Raw genomic sequence first — 24,914 nt, 5'->3', positions numbered from 1 at the left:
CCGCCTCCGCCACGATAAAGGGAAAGACGCATGCGACCCCGACGTGACCCGTCTCCCATGAGCCAGGACGCGGATGCCGTCAACGGGGACGCGGACGACGCGATCTACTTCGAGGACGTGGAGCCGGGAACCGTCATCGACTGCGGGAGCACGACCGTCACCGAGTCGGAGGTGATCGAGTTCGCCGAGCGGTTCGATCCGCTTCCGATGCACACCGACCCCGATGCGGCCGCCGAGGGACGGTTCGGGGGACTCGTGGCCAGCGGCTACCACACCCTTTCACTGTCGGTCCGACTGCTCGTCGAGGCGGTCCGACGCGACCGCGCGGTGATCGCGGGACTCGGGATCGACGACGTGCGGTGGCACGCGCCGGTCCGCCCGGGCGACGAGATCGGCGTCGTCGACGAGGTGCTCGACACCCGTCCGTCGGAGAGCGACCCGGAAACCGGCATCATCCACGAGTCGATCACGGTCACGAACGACGCGGACGAGACGGTGTTGACCCTGGAGAATCACGAACTGATCGAACGGCGCGAGCGTAGGGACGGGAGAACCGAGCGTGGAGACGGAAGCACGGAGTCGGTGTAGGGCGCGCGGTTTCCGAGCCTACCGACCCTTCCACTCCGGCTCGCGGTCCTCGAGGAACGCGTCTATCCCCTCGTCCTTGTCCGCGGTCGCGAACAACTGGGCGAACAGCTCGGCCTCGTAGTCGATGCCGGTCTCGAGGTCCATCCGTTCGCTCGCTTTGACCGCGGTCTTCGCGAACTCGAGGGCGACCGGGCTCTTCTCGGCCATCGATCCGGCGAGGTCGTAGACGCGGTCGTCGAGCTCCTCCGCGGGATACGCCTCCTCGACGATCCCGAGGTCGGCGGCCGCCGCCGCGTCGACGAGTTCGCCGGAGCAGATCAGCTTCATCGCCTGTCCCGTCCCCACGAGACGGGGAAGCCGTTGCGTACCGCCGCCGCCGGGGATGATCCCGAGGTTGATCTCGGGCTGGCCGATCTTTCCGCCCTCGGCGGCGATCCGCACGTCGCAGGCCATCGCGAGCTCGAGTCCGCCGCCGAGCGCGTGGCCGTTCACGCGGGCGATGGTCGGCTTCGGGCAGTCCTCGACGTGCTCGAAGACCCGCGGCCGCTCGCTCGCCTCGCGCTGTCCGAGCGCGTCGCGCTCGCGGAGTTCGGTCACGTCCGCGCCGGCGACGAACGCGCCGCTCTCGTCGTCGCCGGTCAACACGACGACCCGGACCGCGTCGTCGTCCGCGATCGCCTCGAACACCGCGACCAGGTCCCCTCGAAGCTCCGCGTTGAGCGCGTTGCGCGCCTCCGGCCGCGAGAGCGTCACCGTCGCGACGCCCTCGACGCGGTCGCCCACCGAGACCGAGACGGTGTCGCTGTCGGCCGCCGCCGACTCGGTCGCCGTCGACGTCCCCGCCATCACTGCTCACCCCAGTCGCCGCTCACGCCGACGACCTCGCCGTCCTCCCAGACGTAGAAGCCCTCGCCGCTCTTCCTCCCGAGCTTGCCGGCACGGACCTTGCGTTTGAGCAGCTGCGGCGGGCGGAAGCGCTCGCCGAGCTCCTCGCGGAGGTACTCGAGGATGTCGAGCCGCACGTCGAGCCCGACCACGTCACACAGCTCGATCGGCCCCATCGGGTGGTTGTAGCCGAGCTCCATCGCGGCGTCGATGTCCTCCGGTCCCGCGACGCCCTCCTCGAGCATCCGGATCGCCTCGACCCCGACCGCGACGCCGAGCCGGGAGGAGGCGAACCCGGCCGAGTCGGTGACCGTCACCGGATCCTTGTCGATCGCCTCGACGAACTCCGTCGCCGCCGAGAGCGTCGCCTCGTCGGTCTGCTCGGCGACGACGACCTCGACGAGCCCCATGATGTGGACGGGGTTGAAGAAGTGGAGGCCGATCGCCCGTCCGGGCCGGTCGAGGACGCTCGCGATCTCGGTTATCGAGAGCGAGGAGGTGTTGGTCGCGATCACCGCCTCCGCCGGTGCGTTGGCGGCCACCTCCTCGAACGTCTCCCGTTTCAGGTCCATCCGCTCGGGGACCGCCTCGACGACGAACTCCGCGTCGCCGACGGCGTCGGGAAGCGAGGTCGTCGTGTCGATCCGCTCCAGGGTCGCCGCCTTCTCCGCTTCGGTCACTTTGTCCCTGTCGACGCCGCCCTGGAGGTTCGACTCGATCGCCTCGACGCCCGACTCGAGGATGGACTCCTCGATGTCGCGGATCGTCACGTCGTATCCCGCCATCGCGGCGACCTGTGCGATACCGTGGCCCATGGTCCCGGCTCCGAGTACGCTTACACGCATCGTTCACACCGTGAGTAACCACGTACATTAGCGTGTCGAGTGACCGTGGATCGTCGCGATCGCTCGACGGTCCTCGGCCGGGACGAGGCGGCTACGACCCCGATCCGCGTCCGCAGACTAGGACCGGTCGTTCGGTTCCGAGGATCACGTCCTGGGTGACGCTGCCGAAGAGCGCCTTCCCAGTCGGCGACCGCTTTCGCCCGCCGACGCAGATCTGGTCGACGTCCTCCCGCTCGGCGTGTTCGAGGATCTGCGTCGCCGGGTCGCCGCTGGTCTCCTCCGGATGAACCGTGATGCCGCGCTCTCTCAGCCGTTTGATCGCCTCGCGGGCCGAGTCGACCTGCGTGACCGACGCGCCGGTCGGGTTGTCGGTGAACACGTGAAGGAGGTGGACGACGACCTCGTCGGCTTCCTCCGCTATCTCCCCGATCGCGTCGATCTGAGCGCCGACTCCGTCCGCGTCCTCGTCTATCGCGGCCAGGATCTCGTACATACCCTCCGTTTTCGCGCCCGCACAATAATGGTTTCCGGCGATCCCCGATCCGCGGGGTTCCGCGGGCCAGCGTCTCCCTCTCTCTCCGTGACCGTCCGTGACCGCTCCCCGCTTCCGGACCGAACGCGTGAGGGATCCGGATGAGCGTCTCATAAGTATTTTATATCTGTTATGTTAGTGAAAACACTTGATAGTTTATCTATATTAGAGATCCGTCAAGGTAAGAATAATATCTCTATTTTCATTTCTATCGCTCTATATTGGATCTAGATCACTATTTCGTGCCGATAAATTCCGATATATGCCGTCTTCATCAACCACTCGATTCGATCTCGATATCTTATATATGAATAGATATATAAATGTATTTCTGATGTTTCCGTCGTGTCGATGGCGGATCGGCACCGTCGCTCACCGGGGATGATAAACGAAGGAAACGGGTGGTCGTCGACCGCGACCGCTCGTCGATCGCGACTACTCGTCGACCGCCACGTCGTCGGCGTCGACCTCGACGGCGGCCTCCTCCTCGGCGGCGATCTCCTCGGGGCGCGCCTCGAGGGTCAGCTTCTGGACCTCGACGCGGCGCAGCGGGTAGATAGTCTTCGCGTCGGCGTAGACCGCCGACGAGAGGTTTCCGTCGACGATCGCGTCGACGAACGACTCGAAGGTGCGCTCCTCGGCGGCGTCGTGGACCTTGTCGATCATGACGCGCCGGATCGCCTTCTCCTGGGAGCGGTCCGCCTTCTTGGTCGTCAACGCGACGGGCTGGACGCGGATCCGGTAGTCGTCGGTCGTCACGACCGTGATCGACGCCTCGACCTTCGAGGCGCCGCGGCGGACGAGAGAGCGCAGGTAGTCGCGCGTCAGTTCGTACTTGATGAACTCGGTGTAGGCCGTGTCGCTGCCCACGTCGGTGATCTTGAACGTGAGCTTCGTGTTGTTCGCGCTGGAGTCGCCGGTGAGCTCGCCCAGCGTGGTCGTGATCGTGCGGCCGATGACCTGATCGGGCTCCTCGGCGAGGGTCTCGCCGAGCTCCGCGCGGTCGAACTGTTCGGGTGCCAGTACGTCGTACCAGCGTTTCTGTTCTCTGCTCTTGGAAACTGATCGTTCGCTCATGTGTTGGTGTCGGTGTGTCGTGTGTCCGTGTCGGTGTCTCGTGTCTCCGCCGCGTCGGCGGTCGACTCGTCGGTAGCCGTTGCGTCGACGGCCGTCCCGTCGGCGGTTCGGTGTTCGCGTGCCCGTTCGATGACCCGCTCCGCGACCCGCAGGTTCACCACGTAGTCGCCGACGGTCGAGCGCAACCCGCCCGTCGTCGGCCGCTCGATCCGGCAGTCGATCGCGTCGCCGTCGACGCGTACCGCCATCGAGTCGGTGTCGTCGGGGGCGAGCGCGTCGGCGACGAGTTCGGCGTCGGCGTGGGTCGTCCGGACCGCCGCGGTCCGGGATCCGGGGCCGGCGGTGCCGGCCTCCGCTTGCTCGTCGCCCGTCATAGCGCCCCCCGGATCGCGGCCAGCGCGTCCGTCGGGTCCCCGTCGACGGCGATCCCGCCGCGGGTTCCGCCCCCCCAGCCGTCGCCGCCCGCCTCGTTGGCGGCCGACCGGCAGGCGTCGCCGATCCCGCGGTCCTCGGTCGCGGCCGCCGCGATCCGTCCCGACGACTCGTCGAGAACGATCGCGACGGGCTCCGGCGACCGGAAGTCCCGGAGTATCCGGGCGACCGTGGGGAGCGTGCTCGCCGGCGCGTCGACGCGGGCGACGAGACAGCCGTCGTATCGGCCGGTCGTCGCGTCGTCGAGCGCGCGGTGGGCGGCCGTTCCGTGGGACCGCCAGGCGTCGACCGCGGCCGTCCGGAGCCCGTCGCCCGGGTCGGCCGCGAGCGCCAGCGCGACGCCCGTTCCCGGCTCCTCGCGCGCGAGGGCCTCGAGGACGTCGGCGTGGCCGCCGACCGTCTCGAACGGGCCGGCCGACGAGTCGATCGCGTACGGTCGAAGCGCGCGCTCGACCGCCGACGCGCTCCGCGTGCTCGCGTCCTCCGCGCCGGCGACGTCCACGGCGACCAGCGAGGCGAGCCGCCTGTGGGCGTCCTCGTCGAGTTCCGCCGGGAGGTCGAGCGCCGCGAGGGCGGCCCGGGTCGCCTCGACGTCGCCGGAGTACGGCGTCCGGAGAAGCGTCGAGGCCGCGATCCCGTCCGCCAGGTCCGCGGTCGGTACCGCCACGCCGGGACGCCGGGTGACGGCTCCGACGCGTTCCGCGGCCTCGAGCACGTCGCCCGAGCCGTCGGTCCCGGGCACGGAGCCCGCGGCGACGACGCCGGCCAACGCGATCACCGGGTCGGGATCGACGCCCAACTCGCGGGCGACCGCGAAGGCGGTCGTGCTCGCGGGTCGTCGACCAGCCGGTATCGCGTGTGGACCTCGGTCGGCTCCGAGAGCCACTGCGACATCGTCGCCGGCGGCGTCGGTGACCGGATCGCGTGCGATCCGGACCTGAAACGGCACCGCACGCTCGCGGAGCGCGCGGGCGAGCGTTCCCGCCGCGGCAAGCGCGTCGCCGTCGTCGGTCGCGACGAGCCGGACGAACGGCGCGTCGGCGAGGACGCTGGCGAGCGCGTCGGGGGCGGGCCCGGGTTCTGCGGTGGTCTCGGTCACGAGCGTGTGTCGGTGAGTTCGGGTCGATGCGGGCCTTACTCCTCGAGGAGTTCGGCGGCGTTCTCGTAGGTGTAGACGAAGTCCTCGTCGATCTCGTCGCCGCGGTAGTAGTTCGCGAGGCGCCGGATCTTCGACTCCGTGTTCTGGAGCGCGCGCTTGTTCTGGTGGTCCTGTCCGTTCTCGGCCATGTGCTCGCGCAGGCGAACCGCGCGGGCCAGCAGGTGCCGCAGGTCCTCGGGTAGGTCGGACTCGGCGTCGTGTTCCTCGAGGATCTCGGTGATCTTCTTGCCGGTGGCGAGTTTGACGTCGGGTACCGGGACGCCCTTGACGCCCTCGTCGCGCAGCTTGATCCCGATGACGCTCGGGTCCTCGCCCTGTTCCGCCAGTTCGACGACGCGGGACTCGATGTCCTCGGCGTCGACGTCGCTCCACTCCGGGTTCTCGTCCGTCGCCGGCTTGTCCGAACCGGACGAACCGCGACGGCGCGTGTGCATTCGTGCCATTGTCTTGAAATTGGAACGGCACAACCGCGAGTACGTGACCGCGACTCCGCACGACCCGGACCTCGGAACGCTTGCGAACGCGAGCGGTTCCGGCGAGGGCCCGCGAAACGGGCGTCTCGGCCCCGGTCGTCGGAGGCGGCGGTGCACCGCTACGTTCCCAAGCCGTGGGTGAAGAGGCCCCGGCGAGTCGGATCCGCAGCTGTGCTGTTCCCACCTGGAGGTCGCCGTCGGGGTTCTTAAGGGTGTTCTTGTCCGCGCGAACGGGTTTCGTTACCGTCGGCGGCGAGGATCCGGGATCCCGCTCGTATCGGGGTGCTTTTTATCGACAGCCACGAACGTCCGGGCGTGCTATCGGTCGAGCTGCACTCCCACTCGGCGCTGTCCCACGACGGGCGTGACCCGGTCGACCTCCTCCTGGAGCAGGCCGCCGCGGTCGACCTCGACGCGCTCGCCGTCACGGACCACGACGAGATCGACGCGAGCATCGAGGCGGCCGAGAAGGCCTCCGAGTACGGGCTCGTGGGGATCGTCGGCATGGAGGTGACCTCCGCCGCGGGCCACGTGCTGGCGTTCGGGATCGACGAGCTCGTTCCCAGCGGACTCCCCTTCGACGAGACGCTCGACCGGATCCGCGAGGCCGGCGGGATCGCGGTCGTTCCACATCCCTTCCAGAAGACGCGCCACGGCGTCGCCGCGCACGTCTCCGACGATCAGCTCGCGCGCGCCGACGCGATCGAAGTATACAACTCCCGGCTCTTCACGGGCCGAGCGAACCGCCAGGCGGAGACGTTCGCGGTCCGCCGGAACCTCCCCATGACCGCCGGCAGCGACGCGCACATCTCCGAGATGGTCGGCCAGGCGGTCACCGAGGTCGGCGCGGACGAGCGCTCGGCCGACGCGATCCTCGAAGCCGTCGCCGACGGCCGGACCAGCGTCGTCGGGAAGCGCACCCCGTGGCGCGTCTCGTTGCGACAGTTCGCCGGCGGGGCGAAACGCCGGGCGTTCCGGACGATCGCCGAGTTCCGATGACTCCCGATCGAGACGGTGAGACCGGCGAGAGCCGCCTCCGCGGCGCGTCGGCGAGCCTCGTCGCCGGCGCGGTCCGCGACCGTGACCCGCTTCCCGGGACCCGCGGCTTCGCCGGCCTGCTCGCGAGTCCCCCGGCCTCGGAGGACGACGCCGACGATCCCGTCCTCGTCCGCGACGTGCTCGGCCGCCAGCCCCTGTTCGTCGAGGCCGACGCGACCGACCCGACCGATCCCGACGCGTGGAGCTTCGATCGGGGGTGCCTCCGGGATCCGGACCCGGTTCCGGCCGGATCGGTCGTGTCGGCGACGGAAACCGGGCGTCGCTGGTCGCTCCCGACGTTCCCCGCCTCGGATCCGGAACCCGCACGGGCCGCCGTCGACGACGCGATCGAGACGGCGCTGTCGGACCTCGCCGTCGAGGACGCTGCCACCTCGAGCGGTCGGCTCGCCGTGGCCTTTTCCGGGGGGGTCGACTCGGCGCTCATCGCGAGCGCGGTTCCCGACGTGCCCTGCTACGTCGCGGGATTCGAGGGGTGTCACGACGTCGCGGCCGCCCGAGAGGCCGCGGCAGCGATGGACCGTGATCTGCGGACCGTCGAGCTCACCCACGACGACCTCCGGCGGGCGATCCCCGAGATCGCGGCCGCGACCGGTCGACGGAACCCCATGGACCTCAACATCGCCGTTCCGCTGTACCTGACCGCGGAGGCGGCCGCGGCCGACGGGATCGAACGCCTGACGGTCGGCCAAGGGGCGGACGAGCTGTTCGGCGGCTACAGCAAGGTCGTCGACCCCGCGAACGACCACCGCGTCGAGGCCGACACCGTCCGGGGCGCGCGAGACGAGACGGTCCGGACGCTGCCCCGTCAACTCGAACGCGACGTGCTCACGCTGCGGGCCGCCGGGGTCGAGCCCGTCGCGCCCCTCCTGGACGACCGCGTCGTCGACGCCGCGCTCCGCCTGCCCGGTGACCTGCTCGCGACGGCCGACGAGCGGAAGGTGGCGCTCCGTCGCGCCGCGACCGGACGCGTTCCCGAGTCGGTGCGCACGGCCGACAAGAAGGCGGTCCAGTACGGCACGTACGTCTCTCGAGAGATCGACCGACTCGCACGGCAGAACGGGTTCAAGCGGCGGATGGACGACCACGTCGGACAGTACGTCGACGCGCTGCTCGAGGGGCACGCCGTCTGATCCTCGACTCCGTCGGAAAACCGGCCCGCGCGGGCCGGTCTGACCAAGCCGCGCGTTGGAGTACCAGTCCTGCGGCCGACGCCCGATCGATCCGGGCGTCGTCGATACGAAAGTCGGGTATCGTATAAAATACGCGCAGTGGTGTCAAATATATCCACCCGAATCGCGTGAAGTTCATCGATCGTCGAGTAGATATCGGGCTCTCCGGGACGAACGTCCGATATTGTCCTCGTATTCGAGTCGAAATTCGACGCTTCCGCGGCGGGGCTCGTGTCTCGCGTGTGGGAGCGTCACCTCCCTCGACTCATCTCACGACGCCCTCGACTCATCTGACCAGGTACGGGTCGCTGCCGGCCATGAAGCGGCCGAGGTCGCTCTCTCGCCGGAAGTCGGTCGACTGAAGCCGTCGGAGTGCCTCGATTAACTCGTCCGCGTCGCCGTCGTCCCACGCTGCGGGCTCCTTGATCGGGAGAACGAGCCATCCCGACCCGAGCAGCTCCTCGCCGTGGAGCGCGTCCATGTCGACCTCGGTCTTCCAGGCGCGGGCGGTGTACTGTCGAAGGACGTGGTCGGTGGCCCTCGCGCCCACCGGGAGGAGGACGTGGGCGGCGATCGCCCGAAGCTCCGCGTCGAAGTACCGTTCCATGTCGTCGTACGACGTGGGCGTCGGCTCCCCGTCCGGGAGACACATATGGAGGTACGAGAGGAACGTCCGGTTCGTCACGATCGGGTCGGAGTCGCGGTCCTCGCTCTCCCCGACGTCCTCGTCTTCAACCCTCCTGTCGCCCCCGTCGTCCTCCCCTATCGTCGCGAGGAGGTCGCCGTCGGTCAACGCGCCGAGGAACGCCGACGACCAGGGCTCCCCCGTGAACGGGATCCCTTCCTCGACCCCGCCGTGGACGCCCGGATGGTCGCCGATCACGTGGAAGTCGGCGTTGGCGTCCCCGTACCCCGGGACGAACGACGGACAGTCCGGTCGCATCCCGAACGGGTTTCGCGTGCGATCGGTGACGTTCTGCACGCGACCAGCTATGCGGTCGCCCCGTAATAGCCCGTTCGATACCCGGCGGTATCCATCGGTGAGGCGTCCACAGGTAGGCGCATGCGTCCCGGTGGATTCCCATAAGTTATGGAAACGAGCCGCGTTCGTCGGACTTGGGATACGCGTCCATCGCCGATCTCCGGCGGACGTTTCACGGATCGGGTAAGTCGGGAGAAATCGCATGACTGCGTCGGGGTAGTGACGAGGCGTCTGACACAAGGTATATATACGTCCCTCGACTGCGGGCTATCGAAGACCCATGTTCGACCGCATCCGCACGGCGGCCCTCTTCGGCCTCCACCAGGCGACCGTTGCCATCGGGATCTCCGCGTTCCCCGTGGCCGTCTTCGCCCGCAAGCAGCTCGGCATCAACATCCCCATCCACCGACTCGTCGAGACCACCGGCGAGGCGATCGAGGCCGTCGAGGAGTAACCCGAACGTTCGGTTTTTCCGCCGTCTTTCCGTCCGTCTCGTCACTCCTCAGCGACCGTCTCGACCCCACCAGCGACCGCATCGTCTCTCGACGGCCGTCCGCCCCGGATATGGTCGTCGGAACCGGCGGCGGGTCCCCGAAGGGTTGCCTTTATCAGCGCGAGGGGCCAACGAGGCGGTAATGCGAACACCGACCGACGATCTCTCCGACGGGGCGTCCCTCGAACTCGGCCGCGACCAGCCGGTCTTCGGGCCGGAGCTCGGCGAGTTCGAACACAGCGAGCGCCGCGCCGCACAGGCCGACGGCGAGGGCGAGATGAAGACCGGAACGACGACGGTCGGCATCCGCACTGCCGACGGCGTCGTGATGGCGACGGACATGCGCGCCTCCCTCGGCGGGATGGTCTCCTCGAAGGACGTCCAGAAGGTCGAGGAGATCCACCCCCGTGGCGCGCTGACCATCGCGGGCTCCGTCTCCGCCGCCCAGAACCTCATCTCCACGCTCAAGGCGGAGACCAACCTCTACGAGGCCCGTCGCGGCAAGGACATGTCGATGGAGGCGCTCTCGACGCTCACCGGAAACCTCCTCCGTACGGGCGCGTTCTTCATCGTCCAGCCGATCCTGGGCGGCGTCGACGACGAGGGGGCCCACATCTACTCCATCGACGCGCTCGGCGGGACCACCGAGGAGGAGTACACCGTCACCGGATCCGGTTCGCAGTACGCGCTCGGGGTCTTAGAACAGGAGTATCACGACGACGTCACCGTCGACGAGGCGAGGACCATCGCCGCGAAGGCGATCCAGTCCGCCGTCGAGCGCGACCTCGCGTCCGGCAACGGGATCAACGTCGCCGTCGTCACCGACGAGGGCGTCGACATCACCCGCCACAAGGACTTCGACGGTCTCCTGTAACGGCTTCCGCCTGGATCTGCTTTTTCGGCTATCGTCCGATCGCAGCCGTTAGCAACGGATCGTACCCGTTAGCGGTGGATGTTCACCCGTTGACGGCGAACGTCATCCGTTAGCGACGTTCAAGACGCGCGTCACGCCCGGTCAATGTCGTCCTCGGGCGGTCGGATGCCGTCACCCCAGTAGAAGTGCGGGCCCAGGAGGAGGTAGCCACCCGAGAGGAACAACAGCGCGAACGCGAACCCCTCGCCGATCCACGGGGGGAACACGTCCGTAAGCGCGTGCGCGACCGGCGTCAGGACCACCGCCGCCTGGACGAACCCCATCACGAGCGCGTCCTGCGCGTGGAGGTCGGGATACGTCACCGTCGACCCCATGAGAACCGCGAAGACCGCGGTCGCGACGACGAGCGGAACCGGGTTGGTGTAGCCCGCGAGCACCGCGGCGGCGAGTACCGTCGCCGCGAGCGTCGTCGGCACCCCGACGGTCTCGCGACTCCCGCTGTCGTACGCCGTGTACAGTCCGAGACGGGCGACCGCCAGCGCGACGAAGAGGGCGGCGGCTCCGATCCCGGACGCGACGAGGAGGGTTCCGTCTTCGACCGGCCCGGTTTCGAGGACGATCACCGCGACGAGGGTCGCGGGCGCGACGCCGAAGGACGCGACGTCCGCCAGCGAGTCGAGGTACGGCCCCGCCGGCGTCGACCCGCGGTGTCTGGCGACCACCCCGTCGAGCCCGTCTGCGATGGCGGCCAACAGGATCAGTCGGGCCGCCAACGCGGGATCGACGGTGGCGGCGACGACCGCGAGGAAGCCGACCGCGGCGTTGGCCACGGTGACCGCGTCGGCGAGACCCAACCGACCGACCCGCAGAGACATACCGGATCGGTCGACGACCCCGCTTTTAGGGTTTGTTATCGGCGGTCGGCGGCGGGCGGCGCTCGATCGTTCCGACGTTCGGTCACAGGCGAACTATTAAGCCTCCGATGGCCCAATCAACGCCATGGACCCACTTCCCCTCCAAGCCGGTTTCGGACTGGTGAGCGTCGGCCTCCTGTTTCTCATGTTGGTGGTCGTCACGCTCTGGCAGTCCGTCGCGATCGTCGACGCCTACGACAAGGAGGCGTTGACGGTGTTCGGCGAGTACCGGAAGCTGCTCGAGCCCGGAATCAACTTCATCCCGCCGTTCGTGTCGCGGACGTACGCGTTCGACATGCGGACGCAGACGCTGGACGTGCCGCGTCAGGAGGCGATCACGCGGGACAACTCGCCGGTGACCGCGGACGCGGTGGTCTACATCAAGGTGATGGACGCGAAGAAGGCGTTCCTCGAGGTCGACAACTACAAGAACGCCGTCTCGAACCTGGCACAGACCACGCTCCGGGCCGTCCTCGGCGACATGGAGCTCGACGACACGCTGAACAAGCGTCAGGAGATCAACGCGAAGATCCGCAAGGAGCTGGACGAGCCGACGGACGAGTGGGGGATCCGCGTCGAGAGCGTCGAGGTCCGCGAGGTCAACCCCTCGAAGGACGTCCAGCAGGCGATGGAGCAACAGACCTCCGCGGAGCGTCGCCGTCGGGCGATGATCCTCGAGGCGCAGGGGGAACGCCGGTCGGCCGTCGAGCAGGCCGAGGGTGACAAGCAGTCGAACATCATCCGCGCGCAGGGGGAGAAACAGAGCCAGATCCTCGAGGCGCAGGGGGACTCCATCTCGACCGTGTTGCGCGCGCGGTCGGCCGAGTCGATGGGCGAGCGGGCCATCATCGAGCGCGGCATGGAGACGTTGGAGGAGATCGGCAAGGGCGAGTCGACCACGTTCGTGCTACCCCAGGAGCTCACGAGCCTCGTCGGGCGCTACGGCAAGGCACTCTCCGGCTCCGACGTCCAGCAGATGGACGGCCTCGAGGGCCTCGAGTTCGACGACGACACCCGCAAGATGCTCGGGCTCGACGACATCGACGAGATCCTCGGCCAGATCGACGAGGCGGCCCAGATGGACGTCGAGGAGCTCGAGAAGGAGGCCGAGGCGGTCAAGTCCGGCGACGCGGGCTCGAACATCCGGTCGGCCGACGAGGTCATCCAGGAGATGGACGAGGAGGTCCCCGACGGCGAGGTCGAGCCGGCGGAGGAGACCTGAGCCGTCGGTCGTCGCAGACACCCCGGCGTCGATCCGAACGAAGCGCTTTTGCCGCGTACCCGCTTACCACGGGTGATGACCGAGGAGGTCGACGAACGGAAACGTCGGACGCTGCGGCGGTTCGCCGCCGTCGGAGCGGCCGCCCCGTTCGTCGGATCCGCGAGCGCCGCGGACGACGCGAACGAGACCCGGGAGGCCATCCGCGGGTACGTCCCCTCGACGCCGGGCGCGCACTTCTCGAAGCTCCGTGACGACCTCCGGCTCGGCACGGGCGAGGCGCAGTACCACCTCCGGAAGCTCGAGGAGGCGGGTGAGATCGAGTCGCGAAAGGACGCCGACTACCGCCGGTACTTCCCGGCGGGCCGGTTCGACGACCTGGACAAACGGGCGCTCGGCTACCTCCGCCGGGAGACGCCGCGGGGAATGGTCCTCGCGCTGCTCTCGGACCCCGACGTGACCGGCGCGGAGCTCGCCGACGCGCTCGGCGTCTCCCGGCCGACGATAAGCGCCGCGGCGGGCGAGCTGGCCGCGGCCGACCTCCTCGACCGCACCGACGGCTACGTCCTGACCGAACCGGAGCGGTTGTTGACGCTCGTCGTGCGCTACGCCGACTCCTTCGACGCCGACGCGGTCGCGTTCGCCGACGACGCGGCCTCGCTCGTCAGCTACGATCCCTGACGCGTTCGCGTTCGACGAGCGCTCCTCGCTAGGCCGTCACCATCCACGTCGTGCCCGAGGAGTACCCCCACTTCTCGACGTCTATCTCGCCGGCCGCGTCGGCGACGGCGCCCATGTTCGCGCCGACCTCCTTCGCGGAGAGGCCGAGCTCGTCGGCGATCAGCCGCGATTTGAAGTAGGTCCGATCGTCCGCGTTGGCCCGGAGATACTCGAGGATCCGGAGCTGTTTTTCCGAGAGGCCGGACGGTTCGACCGCGACGGACTCCACGCGTGCCGTGCTCATGTCACCACACAGGAAAGGCGTCCTCAAAAGGCGGTTGGTAGACCGAGTTAACACCGCTACGTCATGCGATTTCGACGCCAAACGGGTCCGTGTGGCCTCCGCCGGCGGTCCGTTTCGGTACGAACTCCGAATCGGCGCTCGATGTCACGTCCGAGGACGCCCCGCCGTCAGTACAGGTCGGAGACGAACGGGCCGAGCGCTCCGGAAACGGCCGCCGAGAGCGCACCGGCGCGGTCGACGCCGCCGTTCGTCAGCACTCCCGCGGCCCCGCCGCGTCTCGCGACGCCCGTGGTGTCGAGCACGTCGTCCATGACGGGGCCGAGCTCCGCCCCGCTCTCGACGCGGTCGGCGACGTCGTCCGGGAGCCGGAGGCTCGGTCCGCTCCCGCGGCCGACGCGGTCGCCGTCGTCGACGGACGCCCACATCACGAGGAAGAGCCCGTCGACGCCCTCGAACCGGGCCACGCCACCCTCGAGGCCGACGCCGAGGTCGTATTCACCCGACTCGAGGACAGCCGCGGCACGGTTCTCCGCGCCGGCGACCGTCTCGGCGTGGCCGGTCGGCTGCTCGCTCACGCCGGAGTCGACCCGGACGGACTCGACCGATCCGACGGTCCCGTGTTCGACGTCTCCGTCCGCCTCGAGCGCCCGTTCGACCGCGCGTCGCTTCACCGGATTTCCGCTGCCGACGCCGACTCGCATACGACGAGTCGGTCGCGGGGTCACGAGTATCCGTCGATGCCGAACAGTCCCGCGAGCCGCTCGATCCCGTCGATCAGCGCGGGACTCGGCTGGTTCAACAGCGCGTCGTCGATCACGTGAACCGGCGCGTCGATCCACTCTCGGTCGGCGACGCTCGCGGGGTCGACCCGGTCGCCGCGCCCGCAGACGTGGACGACGACGTGATCGGGGTCGGCGGCCGCGACGCTCGCGGGGTCGACCTCCCGGGAGCGCTCGCCCGCCTCGACGAACGGGTACCGGCCGCCGGCGGCGCGGACCGCGTCCGGGACCCAGTTGCCCGCGGCCATCGGCGGGTCCGACCACTCCTCACAGTAGACGACGGGACGGGGGCGGTCCCCGGTCGCGTCGGCGACCGCCTCGAGTCGCTCGCGGGCGTCGGCGGCCAGCCTCTCGCCCGCGTCCGGTCGTCCAACTGTCCGGGCGATCCCCCGGAAGTCCGCGAGCACGTCCTCGAGCGTCGCCGGCTCCCGGTGGTCGACGGCCAGTCCCCGCTCCCGGCAGTCGGCGGCGACGTCGGCCTGAAGGGCGTCGCTCGTGAACGCCACGTCCGGATCCAGTGCCGCGACCCGGTCGAGGGAGGGAGTGACCCACCCGCCGACGGCGACGGGGTCGGTCCCGTGTGCCGCCCCGGACTCCGGCGGCGGATCGCAGTGGTGGGTGACGCCCACCAGGCACTCGGCCGCGCCGAGCGCCGAGAGGGTCGAGGTCGCGCTCGGCGCGAGCGAGACGACGCGTGGATCCGACATACGTGACGGATTCACCCCGTCGCTCGAAAACGTTCGGATCGTGACGGGCCACGGCGAGTCGGGATCGGCGGGCCTCCGAGGGATCGCCCGGGCGATCGGCGGGCCTTCCCTCGAAACCCGCCGAAGTCGGTCGTGATCGATCGTGTCCATTCGTCGCCCGCACGGCGACACGTTCCGGGTCCTTTAAGTTACGTTCGCCCGTTTATCGGACAAGACTGCTCCCGGGCGTTCTCGATTAAACCGGGGGACAGAGAGCTATGACCGAACGACTACATACCCGGGGGAGTCGCACCCGTGGGGAGACGGAGGAGGAATCGGAGGGCACTGACGAGACGCTGAGCTGTCCGGAGTGTGACGGACAGGTCGTCAACGACGAGGAACACGGCGAGACGGTCTGTGTCGACTGTGGACTCGTCGTCGAGGCGGACTCGGTCGACCGCGGGCCGGAGTGGCGCGCGTTCGACTCCCGCGAGAAGGACGAGAAGTCCCGCGTGGGCGCGCCCACGACGAACACGATGCACGACAAGGGGCTGTCGACCAACATCGACTGGCGCGACAAGGACGCCTACGGCCGCTCGCTCGGCGCGCGCCAGCGCCAGAAGATGCAGCGGCTCCGCAAGTGGAACGAGCGGTTCCGCACACGCGACTCGAAGGAGCGCAACCTGAAGCAGGCGCTCGGCGAGATCGACCGGATGGCGAGCGCGCTCGGGCTCCCGGACAACGTCCGCGAGACCGCCTCGGTCATCTACCGCCGCGCGCTCGACGAGGACCTCCTCCCCGGCCGATCCATCGAGGGCGTCTCCACGTCGTGCGTCTACGCCGCCGCCCGGATGGCCGGCGTCCCGCGCAGCCTCGACGAGATCGCCGACGTCTCCCGCGTGGAGAAGGCGGAGATCGCGCGGACGTACCGCTACGTCGTCCGCGAGCTCAAACTGGAGGTCAAGCCCGCCGACCCCGAACAGTACGTCCCGCGGTTCGCCTCCGACCTGGAGCTCTCCGAGGAGTCGGAGATGCGCGCGAAGGGACTCCTGAAGAACGCCAAGGAGAAGGGCGTCCACAGCGGCAAGTCGCCGGTCGGGCTCGCGGCCGCCGCCGTCTACGCCGCCGCCCTTCTCACCAACGAGAAGACGACGCAGGCCGCGGTCTCGGAGGTCGCGGACATCTCCGAGGTCACCATCCGGAACCGCTACCACGAACTGCTCGAGGCCGAGGACGGCCTCGTCGCGTAAGTTCGGTTCGAACCGTTCGCTTCTACCGGCCGAACACGACACTACGACCATGCCCCGTTCCCGTGACCTCCTCTCCGGCGTCTCGCTCGTCGCGGTCGCCGGCTGGTTCCTCGTCACGACCGACGCCGGCGGGGACCGCGTCGCCCTCCTCGTCGCCGGCGCGGGATGCGGGTTCGCCGGCGTCGCGTACCTGCTCGCGGGGGCGGGTTCGACCCGGTCGGTCGCGGGCCGTCGCCTGACGCCCGACCGGTTCCGCGGGGTCGCGATGACGGCGCTCGGGGCCGCGATCCTCGCACTCGGCGTCGACGGGGTCGCCGGCGGCCTCGACGCGCTCTCTGCCGTCCTGCTCGTCGGGGGACTCCTCGCGGTCGTCGCCGGGTGGCTCCGGACGACACGCACCGGACCGCAAACCGACGAGCCCCCCGGCGGCGAGCCCCGCTCGGACGGGGAGAGCTAAGTCCCCGACCGCCGAAGACCCGAGCATGTTCGAGGAGTTCGTTCTCGCGGCGAGCACCGGCGACCTGTCCGCGGAGCCGCGCGCCCGCGAGGCCGCCGACGCCGTGGAGTTCCGCATGGACCTCGCCGCCGACCCGCTGGATCAGCTCGCGGCGTACGACGGGGCGCTCCCGCTCGTCGTCACGAACCGCGCCGAGTGGGAGGGCGGGGAGGCGGCCGACCTCGGCCGATACGACGCGCTCGCGGAGGCGATCGCACACGACGCGGTCGTCGCGGTCGACGTCGAGCTCGCCGCGCTCCGCGGGAACGCGCCGACGGGCGAGCGGTCGCACGCGACTGCCCTGCGTGAGAGCGCCCGCGAGGAGGGGGTGTCGGTGATCGCCTCGGTCCACGACTTCGAGTCGACGCCGGAGGTCGGGACGCTCTCGGACCTGCTCGCGGACGCGGCGAGCGAGGGAGACGTGGGGAAGCTGGCGACCACCGCGAACGCCCGCGAGGACGCGCTCGCGATGTTGCGGGCGACCCACGAGGCGACCGCGGCGGGCCACCGCGTCGCGACGATGTGTATGGGCGAGCCCGGTCGACACACCCGCGCGGTCGCTCCGGTGTACGGGTCGCGGATCGGGTACGCCCCGGTCGACGCGGCGGACGCGACCGCCCCCGGCCAGTACCCGCTCGCGACGCTCCGCGGGCTGGTCGACGGGCTGTTGGAGACGGACGCAGAGGCGGACGGGTAGCCCGCTCAGTCGTGGCGGAAGCAGCGCGACCCGGTGAACGCCATCGCCATGTCGTGTTCGTCGGCGGCGGCGATCACGTCCTCGTCGTTGACGGAGCCGCCGGGCTGGATCACGGCCTCGATCCCCGCCTCGGCCGCCTCCTCGATCGCGTCCGGGAACGGGAAGAACGCGTCAGAGGCCATCACCGTGCCCTCCGCGGACTTCCCCTCCGCGTCCTTCTCGGCCTTCATCGCCGCGAGGGTGACCGCGTCGACGCGGGAGACCTGTCCCATGCCGACGCCGACCGTCTCGGTGCCGGTCGCGAACAGGATCCCGTTCGACTTGACGTGTTTGAGCGTCCGCCAGGCGAACAGCATCGTCTCGACCTGCTCCTCGGTCGGCTCGCGGTCGGTGACGAACTCGAGGTCGGCGGCGGTCGGCGACTGGAGGTCGCGCTCCTGGACGAGTCTCCCGCCGACGATCGGCTTCTCGACGAAGCGCTCGGAGAAGCGCTCCTCGCCGTCGCCGAGCGGGCCGGCGTCGAGCACGCGGAGGTTCTTCTTCTCGGTGAGCACGTCGAGCGCGCTGTCGGTGTAGCCGGGCGCGACGACGACCTCCTTGAACGACTCCGCGATCGCCTCGGCGGTGTCGGCGTCACACCGGCGGTTCAGGGCGACGATCCCGCCGAACGCCGATTTGGCGTCGGTCCGGAGCGCTCGGTCGTACGCGTCCGCGAGGGTGTCGCTCGTCGCGCAGCCGGCGGGATTGGTGTGTTTGATCACGGCGGCCGCGGGGTCGTCGAACTCCTTGATCAGTCCGAGCGCGGCGTCGGCGTCGTTGTAGTTGTTGTATCCCATCCCCTTCGAGCCGGGATTCAAGCCCTCCGCGCCGACGACGCTCGCCTCCTCGCAGGCGGGATCGGCGTACAGCGCCGCGTCCTGGTGGGGGTTCTCGCCGTAGCGAAGCGTGTCGGCACGGTCCTCCGAGACGAACCGCCGGGCGGGGAAGGAACCGCCGGTGTCGCCGTCGATCTGCACCGACTCGGGGGTCCCGTCCTCGTCCGTCTCGATCTCGACCGCGCCCTCCGCGAACCACCGGACTGCTCGCGGGTACGCCGTGAACTCCGCCTCGTGGAGGACGCGCTCTTTCAACGATGCGGCGTCGTCGTCGTCGTAGACGGGGACCGGCTCCTGGGTGAGGATCGGGCCGTCGTCGACGGCCTCGGTGACGACGTGGACGGTACAGCCGGTCGTCCTGACGCCCGCCTCGAGCACCTGCTCGTGGGCGTCGGTGCCGGGGAACGCCGGCAGTAACGAGGGGTGGACGTTCAGCGTCGTCGGGGCGGCCGAGAGGAACTCGTCGGTGAGGACCCGCATGTAGCCGTCGAGACAGACGATATCGAAGTCGTAATCCGCCAACCGGTCGAGGATCCGACGCTCGTGGCTCTCCCGCGACTCGCCCTCCTCGCGGGCGACGACCTCGGTCGGGATCCGGCGCTCGGCGGCGGCCTCGATGACCGGCGCGCCCTCGCGGTTCGTCAAGGCGACCGACAGCTCCGCGCCGCCCGGCGCGACGTCGGCGATATGTCGCAGGTTCCGTCCCCGGTTGCTGGCGAGTCCGGCGATCTTCATGTCGGATCCCTCCGACCGGCCGCGTTTATCCGTTACGGTCGCCCGCGGCCGAGTATACACGATCGCGGACAGGTTCGCCGAGAGATCGCCGTTTACCGGGCGACACTATACACCTCTGTGGGTAGCGCCATCGACACGCTTTTGCGCGCTCCGGGGGCACTCGCGGACATGACCGACGATCCGATCTCGGGACTCTCGCGCGCCGATCCGCTCGCGGCCGTCTCGCCGCTCGACGGGCGGTACGCCGGCCGAACCGCGCCGCTCTCGCCGTACGCGAGCGAGGCGGCGCTCATGCGGGCGCGGACCCGCGTGGAGGTCGAGTACCTGATCGAACTGGCCGGCCTCGACGCGACTCCCGTCGCACTCGACGAGGCGGCCGTCGCGGCCCTGCGCGACCTCCACGAGTCGTTCGCCGCGGAGGACGCCCGACTGATCAAGGACCTGGAGGTCGAGGGCGCGGCGGGGTACGCCGCGACCAACCACGACGTGAAGGCCGTCGAGTACTTCCTGCGGGTTCGTCTGGAGGAGCTCGGCGAGGCCGGGACGCTCGAGGACCCGACGGCGCTGTTCCCGTGGATCCACTTCGGGCTCACGAGCGAGGACGTCAACAACCTCGCCCACCGGCTGCTCGTCGAGCCGGCGGTCCGTGAGGTACTCGTGCCCGCGGTCCGGGAGGTGCGCGACGCGCTCGTGGAGCTGGCCCACGAGCACCGCGACACGCCGATGCTCGCCCGGACGCACGGCCAGCCGGCGACGCCGACGACGTTCGGCAAGGAGATGGCCGTCTACGCCGCGCGGCTCGGCCGGACGCTCGGCCGCGTCGAGAGCGCGACCGACGACCTCTCGGGCAAGCTCGCCGGCGCGTCCGGGACCTACGCCGCCCACGTCGCCGCCTACCCCGACGTCGACTGGGAGGGCGTCTCGCGGTCGGTCGTCGAGGGGCTCGGATTCGATCACGTCGCGCTCGCGACGCAGGTGAACCCGTGTGACGACCTCGCCGCGCTCCTCGACGCGCTGTCCGGGGTGAACGACGTCCTTCTCGATCTGGACCTCGACGCCTGGCTGTACGTCTCCGACCGCTACCTCGGCCAGCGCGCCGTCGAGGGCGAGACCGGCTCGTCGACGATGCCGCACAAGGTGAACCCGATCGACTTCGAGAACAGCGAGGGCAACCTCTCGAAGGCGAACGCGGACCTGCGGTTCCTCGCCGACTACGTGACGACCTCGCGGCTCCAGCGTGACCTCTCGGACTCGACGGTGAAACGCAACGTCGGTGCCGCGTTCGCCCACTGTCTGATCGGCTACTCGAAGACCGCCGACGGGCTCTCGAAGGTGGTACCCAACGAGACCGTCATGCGCGAGGAGCTGGAGGCGACCCCCGAGATCATCGGGGAGGCGGTCCAGACGATCCTCCGGCGTGAGGGCGACACCGACGCCTACGAGCGAGTCAAGGAGCTCACCCGCGGCTCGCGGGTCACCCTCGAGGACTTCCGCGCGCTGTTCGACGATCTCGACGTCGACCCGGCGGTGCGCGAGGAACTCCGGGCGTTGACTCCGGCCGGCTACACCGGGATCGCGGCCGAACTCGCGGACGGCGTCGACGAAGACGACGCGTAACTGAAACCGCCGCCTGCGACGATCGGGCCGTCCCGTTCCTCACTTCTCGACGAACTCCACGAGCACCCCGCCGGTCGATCGGGGGTGAAGGAACGCCACCTCGTGGCCCCACGCGCCGGGCCGTGGCTCCTCGTCGACGAGGTCGACGCCGAGGTCGCGGGCGCGGTCGAGCGCTCCCGGGAGGTCGTCCGTCGCGAACGCGACGTGGTGGATCCCCGGCCCCTCGCGGTCGAGGTAGTCGGCGATGGCCCCTCCCTCGGTGGGCTCCAACAGTTCGAGGAATCCGCCGCCGTCGAGTTCGAGGAAGACGACCTCCATCCCGTCGAACGTCTCCTCGTGAACGACCGGGGCGTCGAGGAGGTCCGCGAACGGTTCGGCGAGGTCGGCGGCGTCGCGCGTGGCGATGCCGGCGTGATCGAAGCGCACGGCTCCCCGGTCGTCCCCTCACGACTTATAGGGATCGAGCGGGTCGATCCCCGGTCAGGGTCGTGGCCGGCGGTCGGAACCGCCCCGATGGAAAGACTTGGGTGAGCGGACGAGAAAGTCCGGACGAGCCGTGTCCGACCAGAGCGCCGACGCGTCGACCGAACAGAAGACCTCCCGGAGCATCCTCGACTCGATCCTCGAAACCGCGCTTCACGAGATGAACCGCGAGCGATCCGGCCTTCTGCTCTCGGGACTGTCGGCGGGGCTCGACATCGGGTTCGGGCCGCTGATGATGGCGGTGGTGTTGACGCTCTCGCCCGCGAGTTTCGGCGACCTCACGACCGAGCTACTGTTGGCCAGCGTCTACTCCATCGGGTTCATGTTCGTGATCCTCGGTCGGTCGGAGCTCTTCACCGAACACACCACCCTGGCGGTGATCCCCGTCCTCGACGGGCAGGCGTCGCTCCGCGACCTGGGCCGGCTCTGGGGGCTCGTCTACGCCGGCAACCTCGTCGGCGGGCTGTGTTTCACCCAGCTCGTGGTCCTCCTGATGCCCGGGCTCGGCGTCGTCTCGCCCGACGCGTTCGCGGAGATCGCGATCAAACTCGTCAGCCACGACCTACCGTGGCTGTTCGTCGGCGGCGTCTTCGCCGGCTGGCTGATGGGGCTTCTGGCGTGGCTGATCACGGCCGCCCAGGAGACGACGAGCCGACTGATCCTGGTCTGGGTGGTCGCCGGGACGATCGGCCTGCTCCACCTGCCGCACTCGATCGCCGGCAACGTCGAGGTGCTCTTCGGCCTGTTCGTCTCGCCCGCGGTCACCCTCACCGACTATCTCTGGTTCCTCGGGCTCGCGACCGTCGGCAACGCGGTCGGCGGGTCGGTGTTCGTCGCGCTGTTGAAGTACGGCCACGTCGTTCGCGGCGCGAACTGACCGCGACCGGTCACGGGCCGGTTCTCGAGTGGGGTTCGGAGCGGGCGCCGCCGTGAGTTAAGTGACGTCCCGACGTACGGAGTCCATGGAGCTCTCCAACACGGATTCGGTGGCCGGAAAGGAAGTGACCGAGACGCTCGGTCTCGTCCGCGGGAACACGGTCCGCGCGCGGAACCTCGGCCGCGACATCACGCAGGGTCTCCGGAACCTCGCGGGCGGCGAGTTGAAGGGATACACCGAGCTGATGACGGACGCGCGTGACCAGGCGCAAGAACGGATGATCGAGGAGGCGGAGGCCCTCGGCGCCGACGGAGTGATCAACGTCCGGTTCACCACCTCGTCCATCGCCGACAGCGGCGCGGAGATCCTGGCGTACGGCACGGCGGTACGGCTTCGATAGGACCTCGATCTCGAGGGTTCCGCTCCGAGAACCTGAGAAGGCCTCGATTTCCGTCCCGTCGCCGGCGGCGGTCGTTCAACAGTCGTACCACGGCTCGACCGCGTCCTCCCGGAGGGTGAGGCCGACGTCCTTCGGGTCACACTCGAACTCGATCGGCAGGTTCGGATCGTACTCCCACGCGTGGGAGACGCCGGTCGGGGTGAACGCCCGTATCCTTGCCGGGGTCACCTCCGTTCCTTCACGCGAGGCGATCCGCTCTGGTCCGAGCGCGAACACGTGGCCGAAGAGCGTCCCGCCGTCGGCGTCCGTCACGTGGACCGCGATCTCGGCCGCCGAGGCGGTGGCGTTCTCGACGATCACCTCGTTGGGGTCGTCGTCACCGTCGGAGTCGTCGGAGTCGTCGGAGCTGCGCCCCGGAAACCCGCCGCTACAGCCGGCGGTCGACGCCGATGCGACCGCCCCGAACGCCGCGAGAAACCGCCGTCTGGACGGTGGATCGTTCCGTTCGGTCGTCGCCGACTGGTCGGCTGCCGTCATCGACCCGGCTTATATTCGCCGAACTCGTCACGGAAGACGTCCGATATCTCCTGAACGGTCGCGTACGCCTTCACCGCGTCGACGACGGGGGGCATCACGTTCTCCTCGCCGCGGGCCGCCTCCCTGACGGCCGCGAGCGCGGCCTCGACGGCCTCGTCGTCGCGGTCGTCCCTCACCCCCCGGAGTCGCTCGCACTGTTCGGCCTCCTGTTCGGGATCGACTTCCTCTAGATCCATCTCGGGTTCCTCGTCCACCTGGAACTCGTTGACGCCGACGATCACGCGCTCGCCCTCCTCGATCTCCCGCTGGCGCTCGAAGGCGACGTCCTGGATCTGCCGTTGGACCCACTGGCTCTCGACCGCCTCGAGCGCGCCGCCGCGACGGTCGATCTCCTCGATGATCTCGAACGCCTCCGATTCGATCCCGTCGGTGAGATTCTCGACGTAGTAGCTCCCGGCGAGCGGGTCGATCGTGTCCGCCGCGCCCGACTCGTGGGCGAGGATCTGCTGGGTCCGCAGCGCGGTCCGGACCGACTGCTCGGTCGGGAGCGCGAGCGCCTCGTCCTTCCCGTTCGTGTGGAGGCTCTGTGTACCGCCGAGCACCGCCGCGAGCGCCTGGTAGGCCACCCTGACGACGTTGTTCTCGATCTGTTGGGCGGTGAGCGTGGAGCCGCCGGTCTGCGTGTGGAACTTGAGCTGTTTCGATCTGGGGTCCTCGGCGTCGAACCGCTCGTCCATGATCCCCGCCCACATGCGGCGGGCAGCCCGGAACTTCGCGGCCTCCTCGAAGACGTTGTTGTGGGCGTTGAAGAAGAAGGAGAGCTGCGGGGCGAACTCGTCGACGTCGAGCCCGGCGTCGAGGGCGGCCTCGACGTACTCGATCCCGTTCGCGAGCGTGAACGCCACCTCCTGGGCGGCCGTCGAGCCCGCCTCGCGGATGTGGTACCCGGAGATGGAGATGGTGTTGAACCCGGGGACCTCCTCGGCACAGAACGCGAAGATATCGGTGATGAGCCGCATCGACGGCTCCGGCGGGTAGATGTAGAGGTTCCGCGCGACGTACTCCTTCATGATGTCGTTCTGGATGGTTCCGCGGAGTTCCTCCCGCGGAACGCCCTGCGTATCGCCCATCGCGACGTACATCGCGAGCAGAACCGCGGCCGGCGCGTTGATCGTCATCGACGTCGACACCTCGTCGAGCGGGATCCCGTCGAAGACCGTCTCGAAGTCGTCGAGCGTGTCGATGGCGACTCCCGAGCGGCCGACCTCCCCCTCGGCCATCGCGGCGTCGGAGTCGTACCCCATCTGCGTCGGGAGGTCGAACGCCATCGACAGCCCCGAGGACCCCTCGTCGATGAGGTACCGGAACCGCTCGTTGGTCTCGGCGGCGGTCCCCATCCCGGCGTACTGCCGCATCGTCCACAGTCGCCCGCGATGCATCGTCGAGTAGACGCCGCGGGTGTACGGCTCCTCGCCGGGGAACCCGACGTCCTCTCGGTAGTCGTGGTCCGGGAGGTCCGCGGGGGTGTACAGCGGGTCGACGGACTGGCCGCCGGTGTCGGTCGTGAACGCCGCCTCGCGCTCCCCGAACCGATCGACGGTGTCGCCGTAGGTGCCCGCCTCCCAGGACTCCTTCGCCTCCCGGATCTCGGCCAGCTCTTCGGGGTCGTACATTACCTACACGGTCGACCGACCGCGACTTAACGGTTGACCCGCAGCCGTGGGCGGTGTTCAGATAAGGATTGAAAGGTGAGGCGGTGCGTTTTCAAAGTGATTTATGCCCAAAAACGCCCGCCTCGGCGGCTGTTTAGACGAGAT

Annotated in this window: 29 protein-coding genes; 13 read left to right on the top strand and 16 right to left on the bottom strand. The window is 69.3% G+C overall.

From position 1 onward, the window contains the following. Positions 1-57: 57 nt before the first annotated feature. Complete coding sequence (locus EAO78_RS06950) at positions 58-588, top strand: MaoC family dehydratase (RefSeq protein ID WP_122105134.1); 531 nt, start codon at positions 58-60, stop codon at positions 586-588. Between the two features lie 18 nt (positions 589-606). On the opposite strand, the gene EAO78_RS06945 is transcribed toward EAO78_RS06950, so the two are convergent. The 7 genes from EAO78_RS06945 to EAO78_RS06915 all read right to left on the bottom strand — a co-directional run bounded on the left by EAO78_RS06945 (position 607) and on the right by EAO78_RS06915 (position 5,961). Further along, positions 607-1,434 (bottom strand): enoyl-CoA hydratase/isomerase family protein, encoded by an 828-nt coding sequence (locus EAO78_RS06945; protein WP_122105133.1) that lies wholly within the window; start codon positions 1,432-1,434, stop codon positions 607-609. Then, positions 1,434-2,318, bottom strand: a complete 885-nt coding sequence (locus EAO78_RS06940; protein WP_122105132.1) for a 3-hydroxyacyl-CoA dehydrogenase family protein — start codon at positions 2,316-2,318, stop codon at positions 1,434-1,436. Before EAO78_RS06940 ends, EAO78_RS06945 begins: the two co-directional genes overlap by 1 nt. Positions 2,319-2,409: 91 nt before the next feature. Next, on the bottom strand, positions 2,410-2,811 hold the full coding sequence (locus EAO78_RS06935) for a universal stress protein (RefSeq protein WP_122105131.1): 402 nt from the start codon (positions 2,809-2,811) through the stop codon (positions 2,410-2,412). Between the two features lie 474 nt (positions 2,812-3,285). Beyond that, positions 3,286-3,927, bottom strand: a complete 642-nt coding sequence (locus EAO78_RS06930; RefSeq protein ID WP_122105130.1) for a 30S ribosomal protein S3ae — start codon at positions 3,925-3,927, stop codon at positions 3,286-3,288. Continuing rightward, the gene (locus tag EAO78_RS06925) at positions 3,924-4,301 is read right to left on the bottom strand and encodes a KEOPS complex subunit Pcc1 (protein ID WP_122105129.1); all 378 of its coding nucleotides are present in this window, start codon (positions 4,299-4,301) and stop codon (positions 3,924-3,926) included. Before EAO78_RS06925 ends, EAO78_RS06930 begins: the two co-directional genes overlap by 4 nt. Continuing rightward, positions 4,298-5,458 (bottom strand): exonuclease RecJ, encoded by a 1,161-nt coding sequence (locus EAO78_RS06920; protein ID WP_122105128.1) that lies wholly within the window; start codon positions 5,456-5,458, stop codon positions 4,298-4,300. Before EAO78_RS06920 ends, EAO78_RS06925 begins: the two co-directional genes overlap by 4 nt. 35 nt (positions 5,459-5,493) lie before the next feature. After that, entirely contained in the window at positions 5,494-5,961 is a 468-nt protein-coding gene (locus EAO78_RS06915) for a 30S ribosomal protein S15 (RefSeq protein WP_122105127.1), read from the bottom strand. A 345-nt stretch (positions 5,962-6,306) separates the two neighbouring features. On the opposite strand from EAO78_RS06915, the gene EAO78_RS06910 reads away from it, so the two are divergent. Then, entirely contained in the window at positions 6,307-6,990 is a 684-nt protein-coding gene (locus EAO78_RS06910; protein ID WP_122105126.1) for a PHP domain-containing protein, read from the top strand. Further along, positions 6,987-8,180, top strand: coding sequence for an asparagine synthase C-terminal domain-containing protein (locus EAO78_RS06905; RefSeq protein WP_122105125.1), 1,194 nt, complete (start codon positions 6,987-6,989; stop codon positions 8,178-8,180). Before EAO78_RS06910 ends, EAO78_RS06905 begins: the two co-directional genes overlap by 4 nt. A 325-nt stretch (positions 8,181-8,505) precedes the next feature. On the opposite strand, the gene EAO78_RS06900 is transcribed toward EAO78_RS06905, so the two are convergent. Further along, positions 8,506-9,201 carry a uracil-DNA glycosylase family protein gene (locus tag EAO78_RS06900; protein WP_122105124.1) on the bottom strand — a complete coding sequence of 232 codons (696 nt, stop codon included), beginning with the start codon at positions 9,199-9,201 and terminating at the stop codon, positions 8,506-8,508. 280 nt (positions 9,202-9,481) lie between these two features. On the opposite strand from EAO78_RS06900, the gene EAO78_RS18120 reads away from it, so the two are divergent. Together EAO78_RS18120 and psmB are read left to right on the top strand one after the other, a co-directional pair. Beyond that, complete coding sequence (locus tag EAO78_RS18120; protein WP_203227845.1) at positions 9,482-9,655, top strand: hypothetical protein; 174 nt, start codon at positions 9,482-9,484, stop codon at positions 9,653-9,655. Positions 9,656-9,836: 181 nt separating this feature from the next. Further along, positions 9,837-10,568: an archaeal proteasome endopeptidase complex subunit beta gene (psmB, locus tag EAO78_RS06895; protein ID WP_122105123.1), complete on the top strand. Its 732-nt coding sequence runs from the start codon at positions 9,837-9,839 to the stop codon at positions 10,566-10,568. A gap of 131 nt (positions 10,569-10,699) precedes the next feature. On the opposite strand, the gene EAO78_RS06890 is transcribed toward psmB, so the two are convergent. Then, on the bottom strand, positions 10,700-11,443 hold the full coding sequence (locus EAO78_RS06890; RefSeq protein ID WP_122105122.1) for a protein sorting system archaetidylserine synthase: 744 nt from the start codon (positions 11,441-11,443) through the stop codon (positions 10,700-10,702). A 124-nt stretch (positions 11,444-11,567) separates the two neighbouring features. Between EAO78_RS06890 and EAO78_RS06885 the strand changes: the two genes are divergently transcribed. Then, complete coding sequence (locus EAO78_RS06885; RefSeq protein ID WP_122105121.1) at positions 11,568-12,704, top strand: SPFH domain-containing protein; 1,137 nt, start codon at positions 11,568-11,570, stop codon at positions 12,702-12,704. 75 nt (positions 12,705-12,779) lie between these two features. Beyond that, on the top strand, positions 12,780-13,382 hold the full coding sequence (locus EAO78_RS06880) for a winged helix-turn-helix transcriptional regulator (RefSeq protein WP_122105120.1): 603 nt from the start codon (positions 12,780-12,782) through the stop codon (positions 13,380-13,382). 28 nt (positions 13,383-13,410) lie between these two features. On the opposite strand, the gene EAO78_RS06875 is transcribed toward EAO78_RS06880, so the two are convergent. The 3 genes from EAO78_RS06875 to EAO78_RS06865 all read right to left on the bottom strand — a co-directional run bounded on the left by EAO78_RS06875 (position 13,411) and on the right by EAO78_RS06865 (position 15,151). Continuing rightward, the gene (locus EAO78_RS06875; RefSeq protein WP_122105119.1) at positions 13,411-13,665 is read right to left on the bottom strand and encodes a DUF7123 family protein; all 255 of its coding nucleotides are present in this window, start codon (positions 13,663-13,665) and stop codon (positions 13,411-13,413) included. 167 nt (positions 13,666-13,832) lie between these two features. After that, the gene (locus EAO78_RS06870; RefSeq protein WP_122105118.1) at positions 13,833-14,366 is read right to left on the bottom strand and encodes a DUF84 family protein; all 534 of its coding nucleotides are present in this window, start codon (positions 14,364-14,366) and stop codon (positions 13,833-13,835) included. Between the two features lie 20 nt (positions 14,367-14,386). Continuing rightward, positions 14,387-15,151, bottom strand: a complete 765-nt coding sequence (locus EAO78_RS06865) for a cobalamin-binding protein (protein WP_122105346.1) — start codon at positions 15,149-15,151, stop codon at positions 14,387-14,389. Between the two features lie 257 nt (positions 15,152-15,408). On the opposite strand from EAO78_RS06865, the gene EAO78_RS06860 reads away from it, so the two are divergent. The 3 genes from EAO78_RS06860 to EAO78_RS06850 are packed head-to-tail and all read left to right on the top strand — an operon-like array spanning position 15,409 to position 17,573. Continuing rightward, on the top strand, positions 15,409-16,380 hold the full coding sequence (locus tag EAO78_RS06860) for a transcription initiation factor IIB (protein WP_122105117.1): 972 nt from the start codon (positions 15,409-15,411) through the stop codon (positions 16,378-16,380). 49 nt (positions 16,381-16,429) lie between these two features. Then, entirely contained in the window at positions 16,430-16,837 is a 408-nt protein-coding gene (locus EAO78_RS06855) for a hypothetical protein (protein ID WP_122105116.1), read from the top strand. A gap of 25 nt (positions 16,838-16,862) precedes the next feature. Further along, complete coding sequence (locus EAO78_RS06850; RefSeq protein ID WP_122105115.1) at positions 16,863-17,573, top strand: type I 3-dehydroquinate dehydratase; 711 nt, start codon at positions 16,863-16,865, stop codon at positions 17,571-17,573. Positions 17,574-17,578: 5 nt separating this feature from the next. On the opposite strand, the gene purN is transcribed toward EAO78_RS06850, so the two are convergent. Further along, the gene (purN, locus tag EAO78_RS06845) at positions 17,579-19,183 is read right to left on the bottom strand and encodes a phosphoribosylglycinamide formyltransferase (protein WP_122105114.1); all 1,605 of its coding nucleotides are present in this window, start codon (positions 19,181-19,183) and stop codon (positions 17,579-17,581) included. Between the two features lie 168 nt (positions 19,184-19,351). On the opposite strand from purN, the gene purB reads away from it, so the two are divergent. Further along, complete coding sequence (gene purB / locus EAO78_RS06840) at positions 19,352-20,800, top strand: adenylosuccinate lyase (RefSeq protein WP_122105113.1); 1,449 nt, start codon at positions 19,352-19,354, stop codon at positions 20,798-20,800. Between the two features lie 39 nt (positions 20,801-20,839). On the opposite strand, the gene mce is transcribed toward purB, so the two are convergent. Then, complete coding sequence (gene mce, locus EAO78_RS06835; RefSeq protein ID WP_122105112.1) at positions 20,840-21,226, bottom strand: methylmalonyl-CoA epimerase; 387 nt, start codon at positions 21,224-21,226, stop codon at positions 20,840-20,842. Positions 21,227-21,356: 130 nt separating this feature from the next. Between mce and EAO78_RS06830 the strand changes: the two genes are divergently transcribed. Together EAO78_RS06830 and EAO78_RS06825 are read left to right on the top strand one after the other, a co-directional pair. Next, positions 21,357-22,160 (top strand): formate/nitrite transporter family protein, encoded by an 804-nt coding sequence (locus tag EAO78_RS06830; RefSeq protein WP_122105111.1) that lies wholly within the window; start codon positions 21,357-21,359, stop codon positions 22,158-22,160. A gap of 85 nt (positions 22,161-22,245) precedes the next feature. Continuing rightward, on the top strand, positions 22,246-22,560 hold the full coding sequence (locus tag EAO78_RS06825) for a YbjQ family protein (RefSeq protein WP_122105110.1): 315 nt from the start codon (positions 22,246-22,248) through the stop codon (positions 22,558-22,560). A gap of 75 nt (positions 22,561-22,635) precedes the next feature. Here the strand turns inward: EAO78_RS06825 and EAO78_RS06820 are convergent, their stop codons facing one another. Beyond that, the gene (locus EAO78_RS06820) at positions 22,636-23,097 is read right to left on the bottom strand and encodes a hypothetical protein (protein WP_122105109.1); all 462 of its coding nucleotides are present in this window, start codon (positions 23,095-23,097) and stop codon (positions 22,636-22,638) included. Next, positions 23,094-24,770: an acyl-CoA mutase large subunit family protein gene (locus EAO78_RS06815; RefSeq protein ID WP_122105108.1), complete on the bottom strand. Its 1,677-nt coding sequence runs from the start codon at positions 24,768-24,770 to the stop codon at positions 23,094-23,096. The genes EAO78_RS06820 and EAO78_RS06815 overlap by 4 nt, the downstream gene beginning before the upstream one ends. Positions 24,771-24,914: the final 144 nt, after the last annotated feature.

It is taken from the genome of Halobellus captivus, assembly GCF_003697845.1.
Classification (GTDB): Archaea; Halobacteriota; Halobacteria; order Halobacteriales; family Haloferacaceae; genus Halorubrum; species Halorubrum glutamatedens.
This window is presented reverse-complemented; position numbering and strand designations above follow the sequence as displayed.

Excerpts from the sequence above, each read along its gene's own strand:
- EAO78_RS06945 (WP_122105133.1), bottom strand. The coding sequence starts at position 1,434 with ATGGCGGGGACGTCGACGGCGACCGAGTCGGCGGCGGCCGACAGCGAC.
- purN (WP_122105114.1), bottom strand. The coding sequence starts at position 19,183 with ATGAAGATCGCCGGACTCGCCAGCAACCGGGGACGGAACCTGCGACAT.
- EAO78_RS06915 (WP_122105127.1), bottom strand. The coding sequence starts at position 5,961 with ATGGCACGAATGCACACGCGCCGTCGCGGTTCGTCCGGTTCGGACAAG.
- EAO78_RS06820 (WP_122105109.1), bottom strand. The coding sequence starts at position 23,097 with ATGACGGCAGCCGACCAGTCGGCGACGACCGAACGGAACGATCCACCG.
- EAO78_RS06860 (WP_122105117.1), top strand. The coding sequence starts at position 15,409 with ATGACCGAACGACTACATACCCGGGGGAGTCGCACCCGTGGGGAGACG.
- purB (WP_122105113.1), top strand. The coding sequence starts at position 19,352 with ATGACCGACGATCCGATCTCGGGACTCTCGCGCGCCGATCCGCTCGCG.
- EAO78_RS06815 (WP_122105108.1), bottom strand. The coding sequence starts at position 24,770 with ATGTACGACCCCGAAGAGCTGGCCGAGATCCGGGAGGCGAAGGAGTCC.
- EAO78_RS06865 (WP_122105346.1), bottom strand. The coding sequence starts at position 15,151 with ATGTCGGATCCACGCGTCGTCTCGCTCGCGCCGAGCGCGACCTCGACC.
- EAO78_RS06825 (WP_122105110.1), top strand. The coding sequence starts at position 22,246 with ATGGAGCTCTCCAACACGGATTCGGTGGCCGGAAAGGAAGTGACCGAG.
- psmB (WP_122105123.1), top strand. The coding sequence starts at position 9,837 with ATGCGAACACCGACCGACGATCTCTCCGACGGGGCGTCCCTCGAACTC.
- EAO78_RS06870 (WP_122105118.1), bottom strand. The coding sequence starts at position 14,366 with ATGCGAGTCGGCGTCGGCAGCGGAAATCCGGTGAAGCGACGCGCGGTC.
- EAO78_RS06890 (WP_122105122.1), bottom strand. The coding sequence starts at position 11,443 with ATGTCTCTGCGGGTCGGTCGGTTGGGTCTCGCCGACGCGGTCACCGTG.
- EAO78_RS06935 (WP_122105131.1), bottom strand. The coding sequence starts at position 2,811 with ATGTACGAGATCCTGGCCGCGATAGACGAGGACGCGGACGGAGTCGGC.
- EAO78_RS06880 (WP_122105120.1), top strand. The coding sequence starts at position 12,780 with ATGACCGAGGAGGTCGACGAACGGAAACGTCGGACGCTGCGGCGGTTC.
- EAO78_RS06905 (WP_122105125.1), top strand. The coding sequence starts at position 6,987 with ATGACTCCCGATCGAGACGGTGAGACCGGCGAGAGCCGCCTCCGCGGC.
- EAO78_RS06885 (WP_122105121.1), top strand. The coding sequence starts at position 11,568 with ATGGACCCACTTCCCCTCCAAGCCGGTTTCGGACTGGTGAGCGTCGGC.
- EAO78_RS06930 (WP_122105130.1), bottom strand. The coding sequence starts at position 3,927 with ATGAGCGAACGATCAGTTTCCAAGAGCAGAGAACAGAAACGCTGGTAC.
- EAO78_RS06855 (WP_122105116.1), top strand. The coding sequence starts at position 16,430 with ATGCCCCGTTCCCGTGACCTCCTCTCCGGCGTCTCGCTCGTCGCGGTC.
- EAO78_RS06925 (WP_122105129.1), bottom strand. The coding sequence starts at position 4,301 with ATGACGGGCGACGAGCAAGCGGAGGCCGGCACCGCCGGCCCCGGATCC.
- EAO78_RS06850 (WP_122105115.1), top strand. The coding sequence starts at position 16,863 with ATGTTCGAGGAGTTCGTTCTCGCGGCGAGCACCGGCGACCTGTCCGCG.
- EAO78_RS06950 (WP_122105134.1), top strand. The coding sequence starts at position 58 with ATGAGCCAGGACGCGGATGCCGTCAACGGGGACGCGGACGACGCGATC.
- EAO78_RS18120 (WP_203227845.1), top strand. The coding sequence starts at position 9,482 with ATGTTCGACCGCATCCGCACGGCGGCCCTCTTCGGCCTCCACCAGGCG.
- EAO78_RS06875 (WP_122105119.1), bottom strand. The coding sequence starts at position 13,665 with ATGAGCACGGCACGCGTGGAGTCCGTCGCGGTCGAACCGTCCGGCCTC.
- EAO78_RS06940 (WP_122105132.1), bottom strand. The coding sequence starts at position 2,318 with ATGCGTGTAAGCGTACTCGGAGCCGGGACCATGGGCCACGGTATCGCA.